The following is a 17,946-nucleotide window of genomic DNA, read 5'->3' on the forward strand; positions in this document are numbered from 1 at the left end:
CCGGTGGGCCCGGGACGATGAGGTGGGGTAACCATGAACGCGCCGTACGACGGTGACCGCGGCCGGGCCGCGGGCGGCTCGGGCCACCCCGAGGGCCCGCCCCCCGAGCATGGCCAGGTGCCGCCGCAGCACCCCGCGGACATGTACCTCCAGGACGCCTACGACCAGGACCCCTACCGGGCCCAGGACCTCACCGCGCAGGACCCGGTCGCCGAGGCGCTCTACGACCGCGCCGCGCACCCACCGCCGCCCCCGGACGCCTACCAGCCTCAGCAGCCTCAGCAGCCGCTGTACGGCCCGCCCCAGCAGTCCCCGTACGCCCCCGACCCGCATGTGTGGGCGCAGACCCCGGCGCCCGAGCCGGAGGGCCCCACCCAGTACCTGCCGTACGGCGACGACCCGCGGACGACCCAGTTCGTGGGCGTGGACGACCTGGTGACGCACTCCGGTGAGGAGCAGCACCAACCCGACGCGTTCGCCCACCTTTTCCGGGACCAGCAGCAGAGCGGCTCCCGCGGCCCGGCGGATCCCCCGGCCGTGCCGAGCCCCGCCCAGGCCCCGGGCGGTCAGGCAGCGGCACCGCAGTACCAGACGCCCCAGTACCAGGCGCCGATGACCCCGTCGCCCGCGGCCGACCAGACCATGAACCTCACCGCCACGCCGGCCGCGGATCCCGCTCCGGCCGCCGCCCCCGCCGCGAAGAAGGGCGGACGCGCCTCGGGCCTGCTGAAGTCCAGCGCCGTCATGGCGGCGGGCACGATGGTCTCCCGCCTCACCGGCTTCGTCCGCTCCGCGCTGATCGTCTCGGCGCTGGGCGTCGGTCTGCTCGGCGACACCTTCCAGGTCGCCTACCAGCTGCCGACGATGATCTACATCCTGACCGTCGGCGGAGGACTCAACTCCGTCTTCGTGCCGCAGCTCGTGCGAGCCATGAAGGAGGACGAGGACGGCGGCGAGGCGTACGCCAACCGCCTGCTCACGCTGGTCATGGTGGCGCTGGGCGTGCTCACGGTCGCCGCGATCGCCGCGGCGCCGCTGCTGATCCGCCTCCTGTCCGACTCGGTCGCCAGCGACCCGGCGGCCAACGAGGTCGGCATCACGTTCGTCCGCTACTTCCTGCCCTCGATCTTCTTCATGGGCGTCCACGTCGTGATGGGCCAGATCCTCAACGCCCGTGGCAAGTTCGGCGCGATGATGTGGACTCCGGTCCTGAACAACATCGTCATCATCGTGACACTGGGCATGTTCATCTGGGTCTACGGCACCGCCGCCGACTCCGGCATGAAGGTCACGACCATCCCGCCGGAGGGCGAGCGGCTCCTCGGCATCGGAGTCCTGCTCGGTCTGGTCGTCCAGGCCCTCGCGATGATCCCGTACCTGCGCGAGACCGGGTTCCGGCTGCGGTTGCGCTTCGACTGGAAGGGCCACGGCCTCGGCAAGGCGGCGACCCTCGCCAAGTGGACCGTCCTGTTCGTCCTGGCCAACCAGGCCGGCGCGCTCGTCGTCACCCAGTTGTCCACGTCGGCCGGAAAGGACTCGCCGGTCGACGGCACCGGCTTCGCCGCCTACGCCAACGCCCAGTTGATCTGGGGCCTGCCGCAGGCCATCATCACCGTCTCCCTGATGGCCGCCCTGCTGCCCCGCATCTCCCGCTCGGCGGCCGAGGGCGACGGCGGCGCGGTCCGCGACGACATCTCCCAGGGCCTGCGCACCACGGCCGTCGCCATCGTGCCGATCGCCTTCGGCTTCCTCGCCCTCGGCATCCCGATGTGCACCCTGATCTTCGGCTCCTCCGGCACCAGCGAGGCCACGAACATGGGCTTCATGCTGATGGCCTTCGGCCTCGGCCTGATCCCCTACTCCGTGCAGTACGTCGTCCTGCGCGCCTTCTACGCCTACGAGGACACTCGGACTCCCTTCTACAACACGGTCATCGTGGCCGCGGTCAACGCGAGCGCCTCGGCGGTTTGCTACTTCGTCCTCCCCGCCCGTTGGGCCGTGGTCGGCATGGCGGCCTCCTACGGCCTGGCGTACGCGATCGGCGTCGGTGTCGCCTGGAACCGGCTGCGCAAGCGGCTCGGCGGCGACCTGGACGGCTCTCACGTCCTGCGGACGTACGCCCGGCTGTGCATCGCCTCCGTACCGGCCGCCCTGGTCAGCGGCGTCGCCTGCTACGGCATCGGCCACAGCCTGGGCCAGGGTGTCGTCGGATCCTTCGCCGCGCTGCTGGCCGGCGGGGCCCTTCTGCTCGGCATCTTCTTCGTCGCCGCCCGCCGCATGCGCATCGAGGAGCTCAACTCGCTCGTCGGCATGGTCCGCGGACGCCTGGGTCGCTGAGTCGGGAGGTGGCCGCACAACCATCGTCCGCCGCCGCGTGTCGTGCATAGCGGCAGACTGTGGGCACAATTGGGTTCGGCGTCGGACGGCGCGCACGAGGTCGGACGGCGCGCATTGGATGGGGAGGCAGGAACGACGGTGGCGGAACGGAGCACAGCTGCCGTCGACGTGGCAGACAACAGCGGTGACGAGCCGCTGACCGCACAAGCGGACCAGTCCACGGCCGACGGGGTGGTCAAGAACCGGGAGCAGGACACGGACAGCGACGAGGCACAGGGGAGTGGCGGGGCGGAGCGTCCCGGGAAGAAGGCCTCACCGCCGGAGCTGCACAGCGGTCACAAGCTCGCCAGACGCTACCGCCTCGAGGAGTGCGTCACCCGTCTGGACGGTTTCAGCAGTTGGCGTGCGGTCGACGAGAAACTCCGTCGTGCCGTGGGCGTCCACGTCCTGCCCGCGGACCACGCACGGGCCCGTTCGGTGCTGGCCGCGGCCCGTTCTTCCGCCCTGCTCGGCGATCCCCGCTTCGTCCAAGTGCTGGACGCAGTCGAGGAGAACGACCTCGTCTACGTCGTCCACGAGTGGCTGCCCGACGCCACCGAGCTGACCCCGTTGCTCGCGGCCGGCCCGCTGGAGCCGCACAACGCCTACCAGATGGTCAGTCAGATCGCGTCCGCCATGGCCGCCGCGCACCGCGAGGGCCTGTCACATCTGCGCCTGAACCCCAACGCCGTACTGCGCACCTCCTCGGGCCAGTGGCGCATCCGCGGCCTCGCCGTGAACGCCGCTCTGCGCGGCATCACCACCGACACCCCGCAGCGCACCGACACCGAGGCGATCGGCGCCCTGCTGTACGCGGCACTCACCCAGCGCTGGCCGTACGAGAACGACGCCTACGGCCTGTCCGGGCTGCCCAAGGACATCGGGCTGATCGCCCCCGACCAGGTACGCGCAGGCGTCCACCGGGGCCTGTCCGAGCTGGCCATGCGTGCCCTCGTCAACGACGGCGCGACCGCCTCCCGGCACGAGGCCGCCTGCACCACGCCGGAGGAGTTGGTGAAGGCGATCGGCGAGATGCCTCGCATCCGCCCGCCGGAGCCTTCGTTCACAGCACCCCCGGACTACCAACGCACGACGTACCAGCAGGGCACCTACGGCCGTCCGTCACCGCACCCGGGTGTCACCCAGCCCGTGCCGACTCCGCCGCCCCCGCTGCAGAGCCGCACCGGCAAGGCCCTGAAGTGGGCGGTCTCCGCCCTCCTCATCGCCGCCCTCGGCCTGGGCAGCTGGCAGCTCGCGGACGCCCTGATGGGCCAGAGCGGATCCGACGACACGAACCAGACGCAGACCACGGACGACGGCGACAAGGCCCCGACGAAGCCCGCCAGCCAGCCGATCACCATCAAGGCCGGTCAGGACTTCGACCCCTTCGGGGACGGATCCGAGAAGCCCTCCGACATAGACAAGGCATACGACAACAGCGCGGCGACGTACTGGCAGACGGACTACTACCAGGGCGCCGAGTTCGGAAACCTGAAGCCGGGCCTCGGGATGATCCTGGATCTCGGCAAAGTGCAGCAGGTCGGGAAGGTGACCGTTACCTTCGTGGGGAACACCTCGGTCGAACTCCTTGCCGCCTCCGACGAAGCGAGCTCGGAGCCCAGCTCCTTCAAGGCCTACTCGAAGGTCGCCGCGGGCTCCGGCACGAGCGTGACGCTCAAGCCGACCAAGGCCGTGAAGACCCGCTACGTCCTGGTCTGGCTGACCAAGCTGCCGCTGACCGAGGAAGGTACCTATCGTGGCCGTGTGGCGGACATCAAGGTGACCAGCTGAGGGCGAGGGGGAGGGGGTCCGATGGCGGAAGGCGCCGGATATGACGGAGTGAGCGACCAGGACCTCCTCACTCGCCACGTCGAGGGCGATCCCGACGCCTTCGGTGAGCTCGTGCGGCGGCACCGTGACCGGCTCTGGGCGGTGGCGCTGCGCACGCTGGGAGACCGCGAGGAGGCCGCTGACGCCGTCCAGGACGCTCTTGTCTCCGCCTACCGGGCCGCCCACACCTTCCGCGGCCAGTCCGCCGTCACGACCTGGCTGCACCGCATCACGGTGAACGCCTGTCTGGACCGCGCCCGCAAGGCCGCTTCCCGCAAGACCTCTCCGGTCGACGACACCGAGCGACTGGAGCAGCTGCTCGAGCCGCACGAGTCGGCGTCGGCCCCCGCTGAACGCAACGACCTGCACCGCCAGCTCCTCGAAGCGCTCGGCACCCTCCCGACCGACCAGCGGGCCGCCCTGGTCCTCGTCGACATGCAGGGCTACCCGGTCGCCGAGGCCGCCCGCATGCTCGATGTGCCGACCGGGACGGTGAAGAGCCGCTGCGCCCGAGGCAGAGCCAGACTCCTGCCGCTGCTCACCCATCTGCGGCCGGACAACATCGGCGGCGAGAGAGAAACCGGCGCAGGACGGAACCGGGCGCAGGGGACATCCGTCCCACCGGCAGCGGAACCTCGGGACGAGGGGCCGGGCAACGCCGGGACAGGCGATTCAGCTGCTGTGAAGGGCGGAGGTGGGCGAGCGTGACATCGACGACGGACACGACCGGGCACCCGGACGTCGCGGAGATCTCCGACCTCACCGAGGGCCTGCTCGCCCCCTCCCGGAGCGCCGACGTGCGGCGGCATCTGGACACCTGCGAACTCTGCGCGGACGTCCACGCATCACTGGAGGAGATCCGCGGCCTTCTGGGCGACCTCCCCGGCCCGCCCCGCATGCCCGACGACGTCGCCCACCGCATCGATGCCGCACTCGCCGCCGAGGCCCTGCTGAACGCCACGACCCCGGAGACCGAGGACGCTCGGGAGACCGCCGCCGACGCGGCCGACGCCGACGCGCTCCATGTTTCACGTGAAACAGCGAGGGCGACGGACCGGCCGACGGGGCATGCCCGCGCCACCAGCACCGGCCCGGGCCGCAAGGACCGCAAGCGGGGCGGGCGCCGCAAGGTCGCCGTCCTCGGCGCGGTCTTCACAGCCGCGGCACTGGGGCTCGGTTCCGTCCTCGTGTCGTCGCTCACGGGCGGCGGAGGGCCGGGCACTTCGGCGCATCAGTCCACCGCGCCGGACACCTTCTCCGCGAGCAAGCTGGAGTCACAGGTCACCGACCTTCTGGCCAAGGCCGGCGGCTCCCGTGCCTCGCAGAGCGTGAAGATCCAGGGCGACGAGCCTGAAAGCCCGCCGACCCAGGTCTTCCGGGAGCCAGTGGTTCCCGCCTGCGTAAGGCAGGGCATCGGCCGCAGCGAAACGGCTCTCGCCGTCGAGGACGGCAGGTACCAGGGGACGGACGCCATACTCGTCGTGCTGCCCGACACCTCCGACGGCGCCCGGATCGACGCCTACATCATGGACAAGACCTGTGTGGGTCATCCGTCGTCGGGCCCTGCCAAGGTTCTGCTGACGAACTCCTACACGCGTCACTGACAGCCGACACCTCGTCCCTGTTCTGCGTCCGTATCCCCCTGGCATCCCCTCCGGCGTCGTCCCTCCGTGTGCCCGGACACACCGGGAATGCACGCCCCTTAGGATCCGTTGGGTGGGGTGAGAGACCAAGTAGCTCCCCCGGTCGACCGATGCTGTCCAGAGACGAGGAAACAAGCCGTGAGCGACGTCCGTAACGTGATCATCATCGGCTCCGGGCCCGCCGGCTACACCGCGGCCCTTTACACCGCACGCGCGTCGCTGAAGCCGCTGGTGTTCGAAGGGGCCGTCACCGCGGGCGGCGCGCTGATGAACACCACCGAGGTAGAGAACTTCCCCGGCTTCCAGGACGGCATCATGGGCCCCGAGCTCATGGACAACATGCGCGCTCAGGCCGAGCGCTTCGGCGCCGAACTGATCCCCGACGACATCGTCTCCGTCGACCTCAGCGGTGAGATCAAGACCGTCACGGACACCGCAGGCACGGTTCACCGCGCGAAGGCCGTCATCGTGACCACCGGCTCCCAGCACCGCAAGCTCGGTCTGCCGAACGAGGACGCCCTCTCCGGTCGCGGCGTCTCCTGGTGCGCCACCTGTGACGGCTTCTTCTTCAAGGACCAGGACATCGCCGTGATCGGCGGCGGCGACACCGCGATGGAGGAGGCCACCTTCCTCTCCCGCTTCGCCAAGTCCGTGACGATCGTCCACCGCCGGGACACCCTGCGCGCCTCCAAGGCGATGCAGGAGCGTGCCTTCGCCGACCCGAAGATCAAGTTCGTCTGGGACAGCGAAGTCGCCGAGATCCAGGGCGATCAGAAGCTGGCCGGCCTGAAGCTGCGCAACCTCAAGACCGGCGAGCTCTCGGACCTTCCGGTGACCGGCCTGTTCATCGCGATCGGCCACGACCCGCGCACCGAGCTCTTCAAGGGACAGCTCGACCTCGACGAGGAGGGCTACCTCAAGGTCTCCGCCCCCTCCACCCGGACGAATGTGACCGGTGTCTTCGCCGCCGGTGACGTGGTCGACCACACCTACCGCCAGGCGATCACCGCGGCCGGCACCGGCTGTTCCTCCGCCCTCGACGCCGAGCGCTACCTCGCCGCCCTCGCGGACGAGGAGCAGGCCGAGCCCGAGAAGACCTCTGTCTGACCCCCTCTCCCGCCCCCGCACAAGGAATTAAGGAGCCCCCTGTGGCCGGCACCCTGAAGAATGTGACCGACGCCGACTTCGATGAGGTCGTCCTCAAGAGCGACAAGCCCGTCCTGGTGGACTTCTGGGCCGAGTGGTGCGGCCCGTGCCGTCAGATCGCTCCGTCGCTCGAGGCCATCGCCGCCGAGCACGGCGACAAGATCGAGATCGTCAAGCTCAACATCGACCAGAACCCGGCCACGGCCGCCAAGTACGGCGTCATGTCGATCCCGACACTGAACGTCTACCAGGGCGGCGAGGTCGCCAAGACCATCGTCGGTGCCAAGCCGAAGGCCGCGCTCGTGCGGGACCTGGAGACCTTCATCTCCGAGTGACGCTGAGCCGTCCCCCCGACGGCTGATGTTTCACGTGAAACACGAATGGGCCAGCCCACACGGGCCGGCCCATTCGCTTCATTGAACCCGTTACAGCGGTCGCAGCGCCGGCTCCTTCTGGACCGCTCCCAGCAACCGGTCGAGGGCCATCTCCACATCTTCCTTCCAGGAGAGCGTGGTCCGCAGCTCCAGCCTCATCCGCGGATGGACAGGATGGGGACGCACCGTCTTGAAGCCCACCGCAAGCAAGTGATCGGCCGGGAGCAAGCAGGCAGGTTCCTTCCAACGTGCGTCGCCGAAGGCCTCGATCGCCTTGAAGCCCCGCCGCAGCAGATCCTTGGCGACCGTCTGGACCATCACGCGGCCGAGTCCCTGCCCCTGGTAACCCGGCATGATGAACGCGGTCATCAACTGCACCGCGTCCGGCGACAGTGGACTCGTGGGAAAGGCCGTCGAGCGGGGAACGTAGGCGGGGGGCGCGTAGAGGACGAAGCCCACGGGGGCGTCGTCCACGTAGACGACCCGTCCGCACGACCCCCAGTCCAGCAGGACGGCGGAGATCCAGGACTCCTTCTCCAGGGAGGACGTGCCAGCCTTTACCGCGGCTGCACCGCTGACGGGGTCCAGCTCCCAGAAGACACACGAGCGACAACGCTTGGGAAGGTCCTGAAGGTTGTCCAGCGTGAGCGGTACGAGCCTGCGCCCCATGAAGGCTGTTCCTCGCTTCCTTCGCCCGCAGCGTCGCGAGCGGCTGTCAGAGCGCTCCGTTCTCTGAGCAGACTGCCGACGAAACCGCCGACCGCGCCCAGCCCCAGTCCGGCGCTCACCAGTCCGATCCGGCTCATCGTTCGCATGGCCCCCGCCTCCCGCTCCGAGGTACTGCCAGGTGGATGCGCCAAAGCCTCATCGCATCGTATCCACGATGCGATTCCATCGATACCGCCTGAAAGCAAAGAGCGAGCCGTGTTCCGGTACACACCGGACACGGCTCGCTCACAGAGTCCCACGACCGACACGACCCCGGCCGAGCTGCGGCTCAGTCTTCCGTCTCCTCGGTGTCGCCCTCCACGAGACCCTTCTGCAGAACGGGGCCCTCACCGGGAGCGAGCGTGCCGAGGATGCGCTCAAGGTCCTCCATGGACGCGAACTCGACGGTGATCTTGCCCTTCTTCTGCCCCAGGTCGACCTTCACCCGCGTCTCGAAGCGGTCCGAGAGCCGGGTTGCGAGGTCGGTCAGCGCCGGGGAGACCCGACCGCCGGCACGCGGACCCTTGGCACGCTGAGCCGTCTGCGGACGCGAGCCCATGAGGGTCACGATCTCCTCGACGGCCCGCACCGAGAGGCCTTCGGCCACGATGCGGTGAGCCAGCCGGTCCTGCTCCTCCGAGTCGTCGACGGAGAGCAACGCCCGGGCGTGACCGGCGGAGAGCACTCCCGCCGCGACCCGGCGCTGAACCGCCGGTGAGAGCTTCAGCAGACGGAGCGTGTTGGAGACCTGCGGGCGGGATCGGCCGATGCGGTCCGCCAACTGGTCGTGCGTGCAGTTGAAGTCCTTCAGCAACTGGTCGTAGGCGGCTGCCTCTTCCAGCGGGTTCAGCTGAGCCCGGTGAAGGTTCTCAAGGAGGGCGTCCAGGAGAAGCTTCTCGTCGTCCGTGGCCCGCACGATCGCCGGGATCGCCTCCAGGCCGGCCTCACGGCAGGCCCGCCAACGCCGCTCACCCATGATGAGCTCGTAGCGCGCGAGACCGGTCTGGCGTACGACGACCGGCTGGAGGAGTCCGACCTCCTTGATGGAGGTGATGAGCTCGTGCAGCGCGTCCTCGTCGAAGACCTCACGCGGCTGGCGCGGGTTCGGGGTGATCTGGTCGAGGGGGATCTCCGCGAAGTGCGCGCCGATGGGCGGCGCGGGCGTCTCCAGGGCGCCGTTCGCCGACAGCTCCTCTGTTTCACGTGAAACAGGCGGCAGCGTGGCCACCTTCGCCGCGGCCACCCCGCGGTCCGCCGTCAGAACCGGGACGGCTGCGGGGGTGGTTCCCCCGCCTCCCACCCCGGTCTGCGCCGGTGTCTTCTCCGTCGGGGCAGCAGGGATCAGCGCGCCAAGACCCCGACCCAGCCCCCTCCGTCGATCACTCACTGGATCCCCTCCACCGTGTTCAGGTTGTTCTGGGCGCCGATATGGGCGTGCGTCGCGTCATAGCTGACGCCGACACCCTTCAGCGCGAGTTCTCGTGCTGCCTCAAGGTAGGAGAGGGCACCGCTCGACCCCGGATCGTAGGTCAGCACCGTCTGCCCATAGCTCGGCGCCTCGGAGATACGGACCGAGCGGGGAATGCTCGTCCGCAGCACCTCGTCACCGAAGTGGGTGCGCACCTCCTCGGCGACCTGCGACGCGAGGCGCGTCCGGCCGTCGTACATGGTGAGCAGGATGGTCGACACATGTAGGGCGGGGTTGAGGTGCCCCCGCACCAGGTCGACGTTGCGCAGCAACTGTCCCAGTCCCTCCAGCGCGTAGTACTCGCACTGGATCGGGATGAGGACCTCGGCACCAGCCACCAGGGCGTTGACCGTCAGCAGGCCAAGCGACGGCGGGCAGTCGATGAGGATGTAGTCCAGCGGCTGCTCGTATGCCTGGATCGCTCGTTGCAGGCGGCTCTCACGTGCCACCAGGGACACCAACTCGATCTCAGCACCGGCGAGGTCGATCGTAGCGGGGGCGCAAAAGAGGCCCTCTACGTCGGGGACGGGCTGAACGACTTCGGCGAGGGGACGACTGTCGACCAACACGTCATAGATGGACGGCACCTCGGCGTGGTGGTCGATCCCCAGGGCGGTGGACGCGTTGCCCTGTGGGTCGAGGTCGACCACCAGGACACGGCCTCCGTGCAGGGCCAGGGACGCGGCAAGGTTGACCGTCGTCGTCGTCTTGCCCACCCCGCCCTTCTGGTTGGCCACCACGATCACACGGGTCTGTTCAGGGCGCGGCAGGCCCTCGCCGGCGCGGCCCAGAGCCTCCACCGCGAGTTGGGCAGCACGACCGATCGGGGTGTCGTCCATGGGGGGCGGTGTTTCACGTGAAACATCCTCCCCGAACGACTCGGTACGGGGACCGGGGACCGGATCGGTCATCGGTCCCGCGATGTTGGCGTCGGACCGCAAGGCTTCACTCTCCTCGACTTCAGGCTCGCAATGAACAGAGCCTCCCATGTCTTCGGGGTCATGAACCAGTGAGCCCTGTGGTTCTGTGGAGAAATCCACCTCTGTGGACAACTCCCGCCCCTCATCGAGTGAACCGAGAGGCTTGCGGTCGCGGGGTTCGGCTGCGGCACGACCGCGACTGATGATGCCGTGGAGAAGTGAGCGACGTTTCACGTGAAACACGATGCATGGGGGCCAGGTCGGCGCCTGCGCGACACCCCGGTATGCGTACGTTTGGCTTCTTGCGTGGAGTATGGCGGCTTCTCCGCGAGCGCCCGGGAGCAACGCCACCTCGGTTGCCGGCGCACAGAGAGGTCACCGCCGAGATGAGCCCGTCGGCCAGCGAGTGTCTTGCATCACAACGCATTCGCGTTCCTGCAGGCCGTCGCATGTGTCGCCTGCCGCCTGCTTCGCGAGGTCGCCGGACGGGGCAGTCGCCCTGGAGGGAGAGCAGGCCCTCAGGGTCGTCGGACGAAGGGGTCAGGAGCACGATCCCGGACTCCGGGAGCCGGTGAAGGAAGGGCGCCATGTGATCAGTGGTCACTTCGCCGTTCGGGACGACCTCGCCCACGCTGCGTCCGATCCGGTCGAAGGTCGCCTGGCTCTCGGTGCTCTGCCAGCCGGACAGGCGATGTCGGCCGCGACGTTGTCCTCGCCGAGCACCTTCACCGCCGCCCCGCGGGGGAAGACCTGGTAGCCGAGGGCCTTGAGGCCGGGACCATCCAGGTTCCGACCGGTCGGGTGCACCACGGCCAGAGCGCCCCGGCTTGGTGGGGATCGCCGTGGTGTCCGTGGCCACGGGGTGCGCGGCCCCGGCCGTGTACCTCCGCCGGGGCCGGGAGCCCGCCCCACGGTCGACGACAGCCGACCGTGGCCGGTGCTGCGGAGCACGGCACTGTGGTCCGTGCTGGTCCCCCTGGCCGCCGCGGGACTCGTCGGCCCCCTCGTCGCCGCCTGGCTCACCGCACCCGTCAGCAACGGAGGACCGACGTACCTCTCCACGGGACTGCTGGTCACCTGCGGCGCAGTCGTCGTGGGTGTGGCTCTCCTGGCATGGGCTGCACTCCGCGCTGATCGCCACTCGCCGCGCGGACTCATGGGCCCCGCCGGCCGAGGAGCAGGCCGCCGGCGAGTGCGCGGCCGGCGGGGCCCAGCGACATGAGGCCCGGCCAGGACGCGACGGCCGGATCAACGGCGGCGGCGGACCCGTCCGGTCCGGGCCGCCTTGGCCCGCTTGGCCGCGAATCGCACACCGCCCGGGCTCTCCCCGACCTCGACCCGCACCACCGTGGACAGCGGATCGACCACGCCCTCGCCGACATGCAGGACCGAGGTGCTCACGGCACCGAGCTTGCTCAGTGCCGCGGCGGCGCTCTTCAGCTCTTCCTCGGCGGTGTCGCCCTTGAGGGCGAGCATCTCGCCGTAGGGACGCAGCAGCGGGATGCCCCATGCGGCCAGGCGGTCCAGGGGGGCCACGGCGCGGGCGGTCACCACATGCACCGGTGGCACCGTGCCCATGACCTCCTCGGCGCGGCCCCGCACCACCGTCACATGGTCGAGGCCGAGCAGCTCGACGACCTCGGTGAGGAAGTTGGTGCGTCGCAGGAGCGGCTCCAGCAGGGTGATCTTCAGGTCCTCCCGCACGAGCGCCAGGGGAATGCCGGGCAGACCGGCACCCGAGCCGACGTCGCACACGGTCACGCCCTCGGGCACGACCTCGGAGAGCACCGCGCAGTTCAGGATGTGCCTCTCCCACAGGCGGGGCACCTCCCGCGGGCCGATGAGCCCGCGCTGCACGCCTGCCTCGGCCAGGAGCTCGGCGTATCGGACCGCATCACCGAAGCGATCGCCGAATACCTCACGTGCCACTTCGGGCGCAGGGGGGAGCTCCGCTGCCTCCGTCACGGGGACCGTCCTTCCGTACCGCATCAGCGCTTCGAGCGCCGACCACCAGAACTACCAGGCTGACAAAGACCGGCCCCGTCTGCGCAACAGACGGGGCCGGGGATACGTACGTACCGAATCAGTTGGGCAGCACGACGACGAAGCGCTGCGGCTCCTCGCCCTCGGACTCACTGCGCAGGCCCGCGGCCTTGACCGCGTCGTGCACGACCTTGCGCTCGAACGGCGTCATCGGCTTCAGCTTCACCGGCTCGCCGCTGTTCTTCGCGTCGGCCGCGGCCTTGGCGCCCAGCTCGGAGAGCTCGGCGCGCTTCTTGGCGCGATAGCCCGCGATGTCCAGCATCAGGCGGCTGCGGTCGCCGGTCTCCCGGTGCACGGCCAGGCGCGTGAGTTCCTGCAGCGCCTCCAGCACCTCGCCGTCCCGGCCGACCAGCTTGTGCAGGTCACGGGTGCCCGAGTCGCTGATGATCGACACGGAGGCGCGGTCGGCCTCGACGTCCATGTCGATGTCGCCGTCGAGATCGGCGATGTCCAGCAGACCCTCGAGGTAGTCCGCCGCGATCTCGCCCTCCTGCTCCAGGCGGGTCAGGGTGTCTGCACCCTCGGCGGCGGAGGAGGTGGTGCCTTCCGTCACGGGATGGGCTCCTTCTTACTTCTTGGACGGGGACTTGGGGCGCTGCGGGCCGCCCTTGCGCTGCCCGGACTGGGCCTTGCTGCGGCCTGAGGAGCCGGGCTTGGGAGCGGCCTGCTTGGCGGCGCCGGCCGCTCCGGAGGGCTTGGCGTCCTCCGGCTCGTCGGACTTGCTCAGCGAGGTGGGCTCGCCGGCCGCCTTGGACTGGCGCTGGGACTTCGACTGCCGCTTGGGCTGCTGGCGCTTGGCGGCGGCGCTCGTCGGCGTGCCGTCCTCGGCCTGGGCGGCGGCCTGGGCCTCGCTCTTGATCACGGTGCCGTCGGGCTGGGCCGCGAAGCCCACCTTGGTCAGACCGTTGATGAACTTGCGCTCGGCGTCGTTGCGGTCGCGGCCCTTGGCCACGATGGCCTTGACGATGGCCTTCTCGCCGCGGCTACGGGTCTTGCCGTGGTGCGTGACGTGCTTGTACAGGCGCTCCAGGTACGCGGCCTGAGCCTTGGAACCCGGCGTCGGGTTGTTGCGGATCACGTACATCTGCTGGCCCATGGTCCACACGTTGGTGGTCAGCCAGTAGACGAGGACACCGACGGGGAAGTTGATGCCGAAGACGGCGAACATGACCGGGAAGACGTACATCAGCATCTTCTGCTGCTGCATGAACGGCGTCTTCACCGAGGTGTCGACGTTCTTCGTCATCAGCTGGCGCTGCGTGAAGAACTGCGAGGCCGACATCATCACGATCATGATCGCGGTGACGACGCGGACGTCGGTCAGCGAGGCGCCGAGCGACTCCACCTTCGACGCACCGTCGGTGAACTTCGCGGCCAACGGAGCACCGAAGATGTGCGCCTTCTGCGCGCTCTCCAGGAGGCTCTGGTTGATCACGCCGATGGTGTCGCCCGTCGCGATGCCGTTGAGCACGTGGTACAGGGCGAAGAAGAACGGGGACTGCGCCAGGATGGGAAGGCACGAGGAGAGCGGGTTGGTGCCCGTCTCCTTGTACAGCTTCATCATCTCTTCGGACTGACGCTGTTTGTCGTTCTTGTAGCGCTCCTGGATCTTCTTCATCTCGGGCTGGAGCGTCTGCATGGCCCGCGTCGACTTGATCTGCTTCACGAACAGCGGGATCAGGCAGATACGGATCAGGATCACCAGGGACACGATCGACAGGCCCCAGGCCCACCCGGTGTCGGGGCCGAAGATGGCGCCGTACACCGTGTGGAACTGGACGATGACCCAGGAGACAGGTGTCGTGATGAAGCTGAAGAGGCTGGCAATCGTGTCCACTAATCATGCTCCTTGGGCATGGGACGGTGTCTCTGCGGCCGGGCTCGAGGGAGCTTCGGTGGCCGTTTCGGCGGCGGAGGTCCCGCCCCTGCGTGCACGCCAGGCGTCACGCAACATTTCGTGCCACCGCGGGCGCTTACGCGGCGGGACATGGTCCACTCCACCCAGCGACCACGGATTGCACCGCAGGATGCGCCAGGCCGTGAGTGCCGTTCCCTTGATCGCGCCGTGCCGGTCGATGGCCGTGTAGCCGTAGTGGGAGCACGACGGGTAGTACTTGCACACCGGCCCGAGCAGCGGACTGATCGTCCACTGGTAGAGCTTGATCAGAGCCAGCAGCGGGTACTTCATCGCGCGCCCCCTCCCAGTAGCCGTTGAAGGGCGGCATCCAGGTCTTGGGCCAGCTGTGCGTGGTCGGCGTCGCCCGCCCCGGGCAACGCCCGTACGACTACCAGGCTACCGGGGGGAAACAGGGTGACTCGGTCGCGCATCAGGTGACGCAGTCTGCGCTTCACCTTGTTGCGTACGACCGCGCCTCCCACGGCCTTGCTCACGACGAAACCCGCACGCGTCGGGGGAGCGCTCTCCCCAGGCGCGTGCGGGTCCGTGGCACCGCTTCGAAGATGGACGACGAGAGTCGGGCGTCCGGCCCGACGGCCCCGTCGTACCGCGGTCGCGAAGTCCTCGCGCCGCCTCAGCCGATGCTCGGTAGGCAGCACGACGTCATGACCTGATCAGGCTCAGGCGGACAGGTTCGCGCGACCCTTGCTGCGGCGGTTCGCAAGAATCGCGCGGCCGGCACGGGTGCGCATCCGCAGGCGGAAGCCGTGGGTCTTGGCGCGACGACGGTTGTTCGGCTGGAAGGTGCGCTTGCTCACTCGGGGGCTCCAGAAATCAATCGGTGGTGGCGGGGTGCCGTCCTGGCTGTCACCGTGCGCCCACGAGGTAGCTCGCGGTCAACGCCCGAGTGCACCGCTTCCCGATCACCTGACGTGATCTGTGCCCATCGGAGGCAGGCGGCAGCAGCCATCGACAACTCGACCTGGTTACGGTACGCGCGGCTACGCCATCCGGTCAAACCGGCGGTCACTGGGAGACACTATCCACAGGCTGGGGACAACAACTTGAACCGCAGCCGTCGCCCTGACTACCTTGGCTGAACTCCGATTCGTTCCTTTGTCCCTGCCCCCGCCCGATATGAATCCCCGCCGTCCCACAACCACACGTTCGTGGGACCCACGAGAGAGCGTGCCCTGTGGCTGACGTACCTGCCGATCTTGCCGCAGTGTGGCCACGAGTACTGGAGCAGCTCCTCGGCGAGGGCCGGGGCCAGGGTGTCGAGGGGAAGGACGAGCACTGGATCCGGCGCTGCCAGCCGCTCGCGCTGGTCGCCGACACCGCCCTGCTCGCCGTACCGAACGAATTCGCGAAGGGCGTCCTCGAAGGGCGCCTCGCCCCGATCGTCAGCGAGACGCTGAGCCGCGAGTGCGGTCGCCCGATCCGCATCGCGATCACCGTCGACGACTCCGCCGGCGAACCCCCGGCCCCGCCGGCACCCCCTGTCCAGCAGCAGTCGCGCTACGAGGAGCCCGAGCTCCCGTCCGGCCCGTACGACGGACAGCAGGACGGCCGGTACGACGGCGGATACGACAAGTCGTACGAGAGCCAGTACGAGGGCTACGGCCGGCACCGCGCCGACCAGTTGCCCCCGACGCCCGGCGACCAGCTCCCCGGCTCGCGCCCGGACCCGCTGCCCACCGCGCGGCCGGCGTACCCGTCGGAGTACCAGCGGCCCGAGCCCGGCGCGTGGCCGCGGCCGCAGCAGGACGAGTACAGCTGGCAGCAGCAGCGGCTCGGCTTCCCCGAGCGCGATCCGTACGCGTCGCCTTCGTCGCAGGACCAGTACGGCGGGCCCAACTCCCAGGACCCGTACGGCTCCCCGTCGCAGGACTCCTACGGTCCGCCGTCGCAGGACTACCGCCCCCAGCCGATGGAGCGGCCGCCCTACGATCCCTCGCCGTACGAGCAGAAGCGTTCCGACTACGAGTCCTCGCGCTCCGACTACGACCAGCGCGACCCGGGCCGGCGTGAGCTGCCCGATCCGCAGGCAGGTCTCGGGCATCCGCACCGCGGTGGCCCGGGCGGTCCCGGCCAGCCGGGCGGGGGTGGGCCGGGGCAGTCGGCCTCGCAGTCCTCGCCGAAGGCCGGCCTCGGTGAGCCGACGGCGCGTCTGAACCCGAAGTACCTCTTCGACACCTTCGTCATCGGCGCCTCCAACCGGTTCGCGCACGCGGCCGCCGTCGCCGTCGCCGAGGCACCGGCGAAGGCCTACAACCCCCTGTTCATCTATGGGGAGTCGGGCCTCGGCAAGACACACCTGCTGCACGCCATCGGGCACTACGCGCGAAGCCTCTACCCCGGCACGCGCGTGCGGTACGTGAGCTCCGAGGAGTTCACCAACGAGTTCATCAACTCCATCCGCGACGGCAAGGGCGACAGCTTCCGCAAGCGGTACCGCGAGATGGACATCCTGCTCGTCGACGACATCCAGTTCCTGGCGGACAAGGAGTCGACGCAGGAGGAGTTCTTCCACACCTTCAACACGCTCCACAACGCCAACAAACAGATCGTGCTGTCCAGCGACCGGCCGCCGAAGCAGCTGGTCACGCTGGAGGACCGGCTGCGGAACCGTTTCGAGTGGGGCCTGATCACCGACGTCCAGCCGCCCGAGCTGGAGACGCGTATCGCGATCCTGCGCAAGAAGGCGGTGCAGGAACAGCTCAACGCCCCGCCGGAGGTACTGGAGTTCATCGCCTCCCGGATCTCGCGCAACATCCGCGAGCTGGAGGGCGCGCTGATCCGGGTGACGGCGTTCGCGTCGCTCAACCGGCAGCCGGTGGACCTGGGTCTGACGGAGATCGTCCTGAAGGACCTGATCCCCGGCGGCGACGACTCCACGCCGGAGATCACCTCGACGGCCATCATGAGCGCGACCGCAGACTACTTCGGCCTCACGATCGAGGACCTGTGCGGCAGCTCGCGCGGCCGCCAGCTCGTCACGGCCCGGCAGATCGCCATGTACCTGTGCCGTGAGCTGACGGACCTGTCGCTACCGAAGATCGGCGCGCTGTTCGGCGGCCGTGACCACACGACGGTCATGCACGCGGACCGCAAGATCCGCAATCTGATGGCCGAGCGGCGCTCCATCTACAACCAGGTGACCGAGCTGACCAACCGCATCAAGAACGGCTGACGGCGCCGGAGAACGCGTCGCGCACGCCGCTGAGGGCGCCCCCGGAGGACATCCCGGGGGCGCCTTTCGTCGTCCCGCGAGCCCCGCGCGGGGCTCGGTGGCGGCCTCGACGGAGGTCCGCGGCGCTCGGTGGCGGTCGTCCGCCGCTCACCCGGTGTTCGATTACCGGCCGGGTTACGGCCACTCTCCACAGATTCGGTGACTTTTTCCCGTCCACACCCTGGGGACCGGGAAGTTGTCCAGACTGTGTCCACAGGCGTCCCCGGTGCGGGACGATCGAACCAGGTCAACAGGCTGTGGATTCGTGGACGAAGGATCTCCACAGGCTGTGGACAAAGAAATGATCCA

16 protein-coding genes are annotated in these 17,946 nt (G+C 69.1%); 7 read left to right on the forward strand and 9 right to left on the reverse strand.

Annotated elements, in window-relative coordinates; all coding sequences use genetic code 11:
- The first annotated feature begins 33 nt into the window (after window positions 1–33).
- The 6 genes from murJ to trxA all read left to right on the forward strand — a co-directional run bounded on the left by murJ (window position 34) and on the right by trxA (window position 7,330).
- Window positions 34–2,337: a murein biosynthesis integral membrane protein MurJ gene (gene murJ / locus OG289_RS25585; protein ID WP_327316353.1), complete on the forward strand. Its 2,304-nt coding sequence runs from the start codon at window positions 34–36 to the stop codon at window positions 2,335–2,337.
- Between the two features lie 138 nt (window positions 2,338–2,475).
- The gene (locus OG289_RS25590) at window positions 2,476–4,167 is read left to right on the forward strand and encodes a protein kinase family protein (RefSeq protein ID WP_327316354.1); all 1,692 of its coding nucleotides are present in this window, start codon (window positions 2,476–2,478) and stop codon (window positions 4,165–4,167) included.
- A gap of 21 nt (window positions 4,168–4,188) precedes the next feature.
- Complete coding sequence (gene sigM, locus OG289_RS25595) at window positions 4,189–4,914, forward strand: RNA polymerase sigma factor SigM (RefSeq protein ID WP_327316355.1); 726 nt, start codon at window positions 4,189–4,191, stop codon at window positions 4,912–4,914.
- Window positions 4,911–5,810, forward strand: a complete 900-nt coding sequence (locus OG289_RS25600) for an anti-sigma factor family protein (RefSeq protein WP_327316356.1) — start codon at window positions 4,911–4,913, stop codon at window positions 5,808–5,810. The genes sigM and OG289_RS25600 overlap by 4 nt, the downstream gene beginning before the upstream one ends.
- A 177-nt stretch (window positions 5,811–5,987) precedes the next feature.
- On the forward strand, window positions 5,988–6,956 hold the full coding sequence (trxB, locus tag OG289_RS25605; RefSeq protein ID WP_327316357.1) for a thioredoxin-disulfide reductase: 969 nt from the start codon (window positions 5,988–5,990) through the stop codon (window positions 6,954–6,956).
- A 41-nt stretch (window positions 6,957–6,997) separates the two neighbouring features.
- Window positions 6,998–7,330 (forward strand): thioredoxin, encoded by a 333-nt coding sequence (gene trxA / locus OG289_RS25610; RefSeq protein ID WP_085211203.1) that lies wholly within the window; start codon window positions 6,998–7,000, stop codon window positions 7,328–7,330.
- 90 nt (window positions 7,331–7,420) lie between these two features.
- Here trxA and OG289_RS25615 read toward each other — a convergent pair whose 3' ends face one another.
- The 9 genes from OG289_RS25615 to rpmH form a co-directional block, all read right to left on the reverse strand.
- The gene (locus OG289_RS25615; protein ID WP_327316358.1) at window positions 7,421–8,038 is read right to left on the reverse strand and encodes a GNAT family N-acetyltransferase; all 618 of its coding nucleotides are present in this window, start codon (window positions 8,036–8,038) and stop codon (window positions 7,421–7,423) included.
- A gap of 328 nt (window positions 8,039–8,366) precedes the next feature.
- Complete coding sequence (locus OG289_RS25620) at window positions 8,367–9,464, reverse strand: ParB/RepB/Spo0J family partition protein (RefSeq protein ID WP_327316359.1); 1,098 nt, start codon at window positions 9,462–9,464, stop codon at window positions 8,367–8,369.
- Window positions 9,461–10,534 carry an AAA family ATPase gene (locus OG289_RS25625; protein ID WP_327320801.1) on the reverse strand — a complete coding sequence of 358 codons (1,074 nt, stop codon included), beginning with the start codon at window positions 10,532–10,534 and terminating at the stop codon, window positions 9,461–9,463. Before OG289_RS25625 ends, OG289_RS25620 begins: the two co-directional genes overlap by 4 nt.
- Window positions 10,535–11,713: 1,179 nt before the next feature.
- Complete coding sequence (rsmG, locus tag OG289_RS25630; RefSeq protein ID WP_327316360.1) at window positions 11,714–12,430, reverse strand: 16S rRNA (guanine(527)-N(7))-methyltransferase RsmG; 717 nt, start codon at window positions 12,428–12,430, stop codon at window positions 11,714–11,716.
- A gap of 118 nt (window positions 12,431–12,548) precedes the next feature.
- Complete coding sequence (locus OG289_RS25635) at window positions 12,549–13,061, reverse strand: Jag family protein (RefSeq protein WP_327316361.1); 513 nt, start codon at window positions 13,059–13,061, stop codon at window positions 12,549–12,551.
- A gap of 15 nt (window positions 13,062–13,076) precedes the next feature.
- Window positions 13,077–14,345 (reverse strand): membrane protein insertase YidC, encoded by a 1,269-nt coding sequence (gene yidC / locus OG289_RS25640; RefSeq protein ID WP_327316362.1) that lies wholly within the window; start codon window positions 14,343–14,345, stop codon window positions 13,077–13,079.
- 3 nt (window positions 14,346–14,348) lie between these two features.
- Window positions 14,349–14,696 carry a membrane protein insertion efficiency factor YidD gene (yidD, locus tag OG289_RS25645; RefSeq protein WP_327316363.1) on the reverse strand — a complete coding sequence of 116 codons (348 nt, stop codon included), beginning with the start codon at window positions 14,694–14,696 and terminating at the stop codon, window positions 14,349–14,351.
- Window positions 14,693–15,064: a ribonuclease P protein component gene (gene rnpA / locus OG289_RS25650; protein WP_078615780.1), complete on the reverse strand. Its 372-nt coding sequence runs from the start codon at window positions 15,062–15,064 to the stop codon at window positions 14,693–14,695. The genes yidD and rnpA overlap by 4 nt, the downstream gene beginning before the upstream one ends.
- Before the next feature lie 21 nt (window positions 15,065–15,085).
- Complete coding sequence (rpmH, locus tag OG289_RS25655) at window positions 15,086–15,223, reverse strand: 50S ribosomal protein L34 (RefSeq protein ID WP_018846094.1); 138 nt, start codon at window positions 15,221–15,223, stop codon at window positions 15,086–15,088.
- A 377-nt stretch (window positions 15,224–15,600) separates the two neighbouring features.
- Here rpmH and dnaA point away from each other — a divergent pair, with 377 nt between their 5' ends.
- Window positions 15,601–17,598, forward strand: a complete 1,998-nt coding sequence (gene dnaA / locus OG289_RS25660; RefSeq protein WP_327316364.1) for a chromosomal replication initiator protein DnaA — start codon at window positions 15,601–15,603, stop codon at window positions 17,596–17,598.
- Window positions 17,599–17,946 lie beyond the last annotated feature (348 nt).

The organism is Streptomyces sp. NBC_01235, from assembly GCF_035989285.1.
GTDB lineage: Bacteria > Actinomycetota > Actinomycetes > Streptomycetales > Streptomycetaceae > Streptomyces.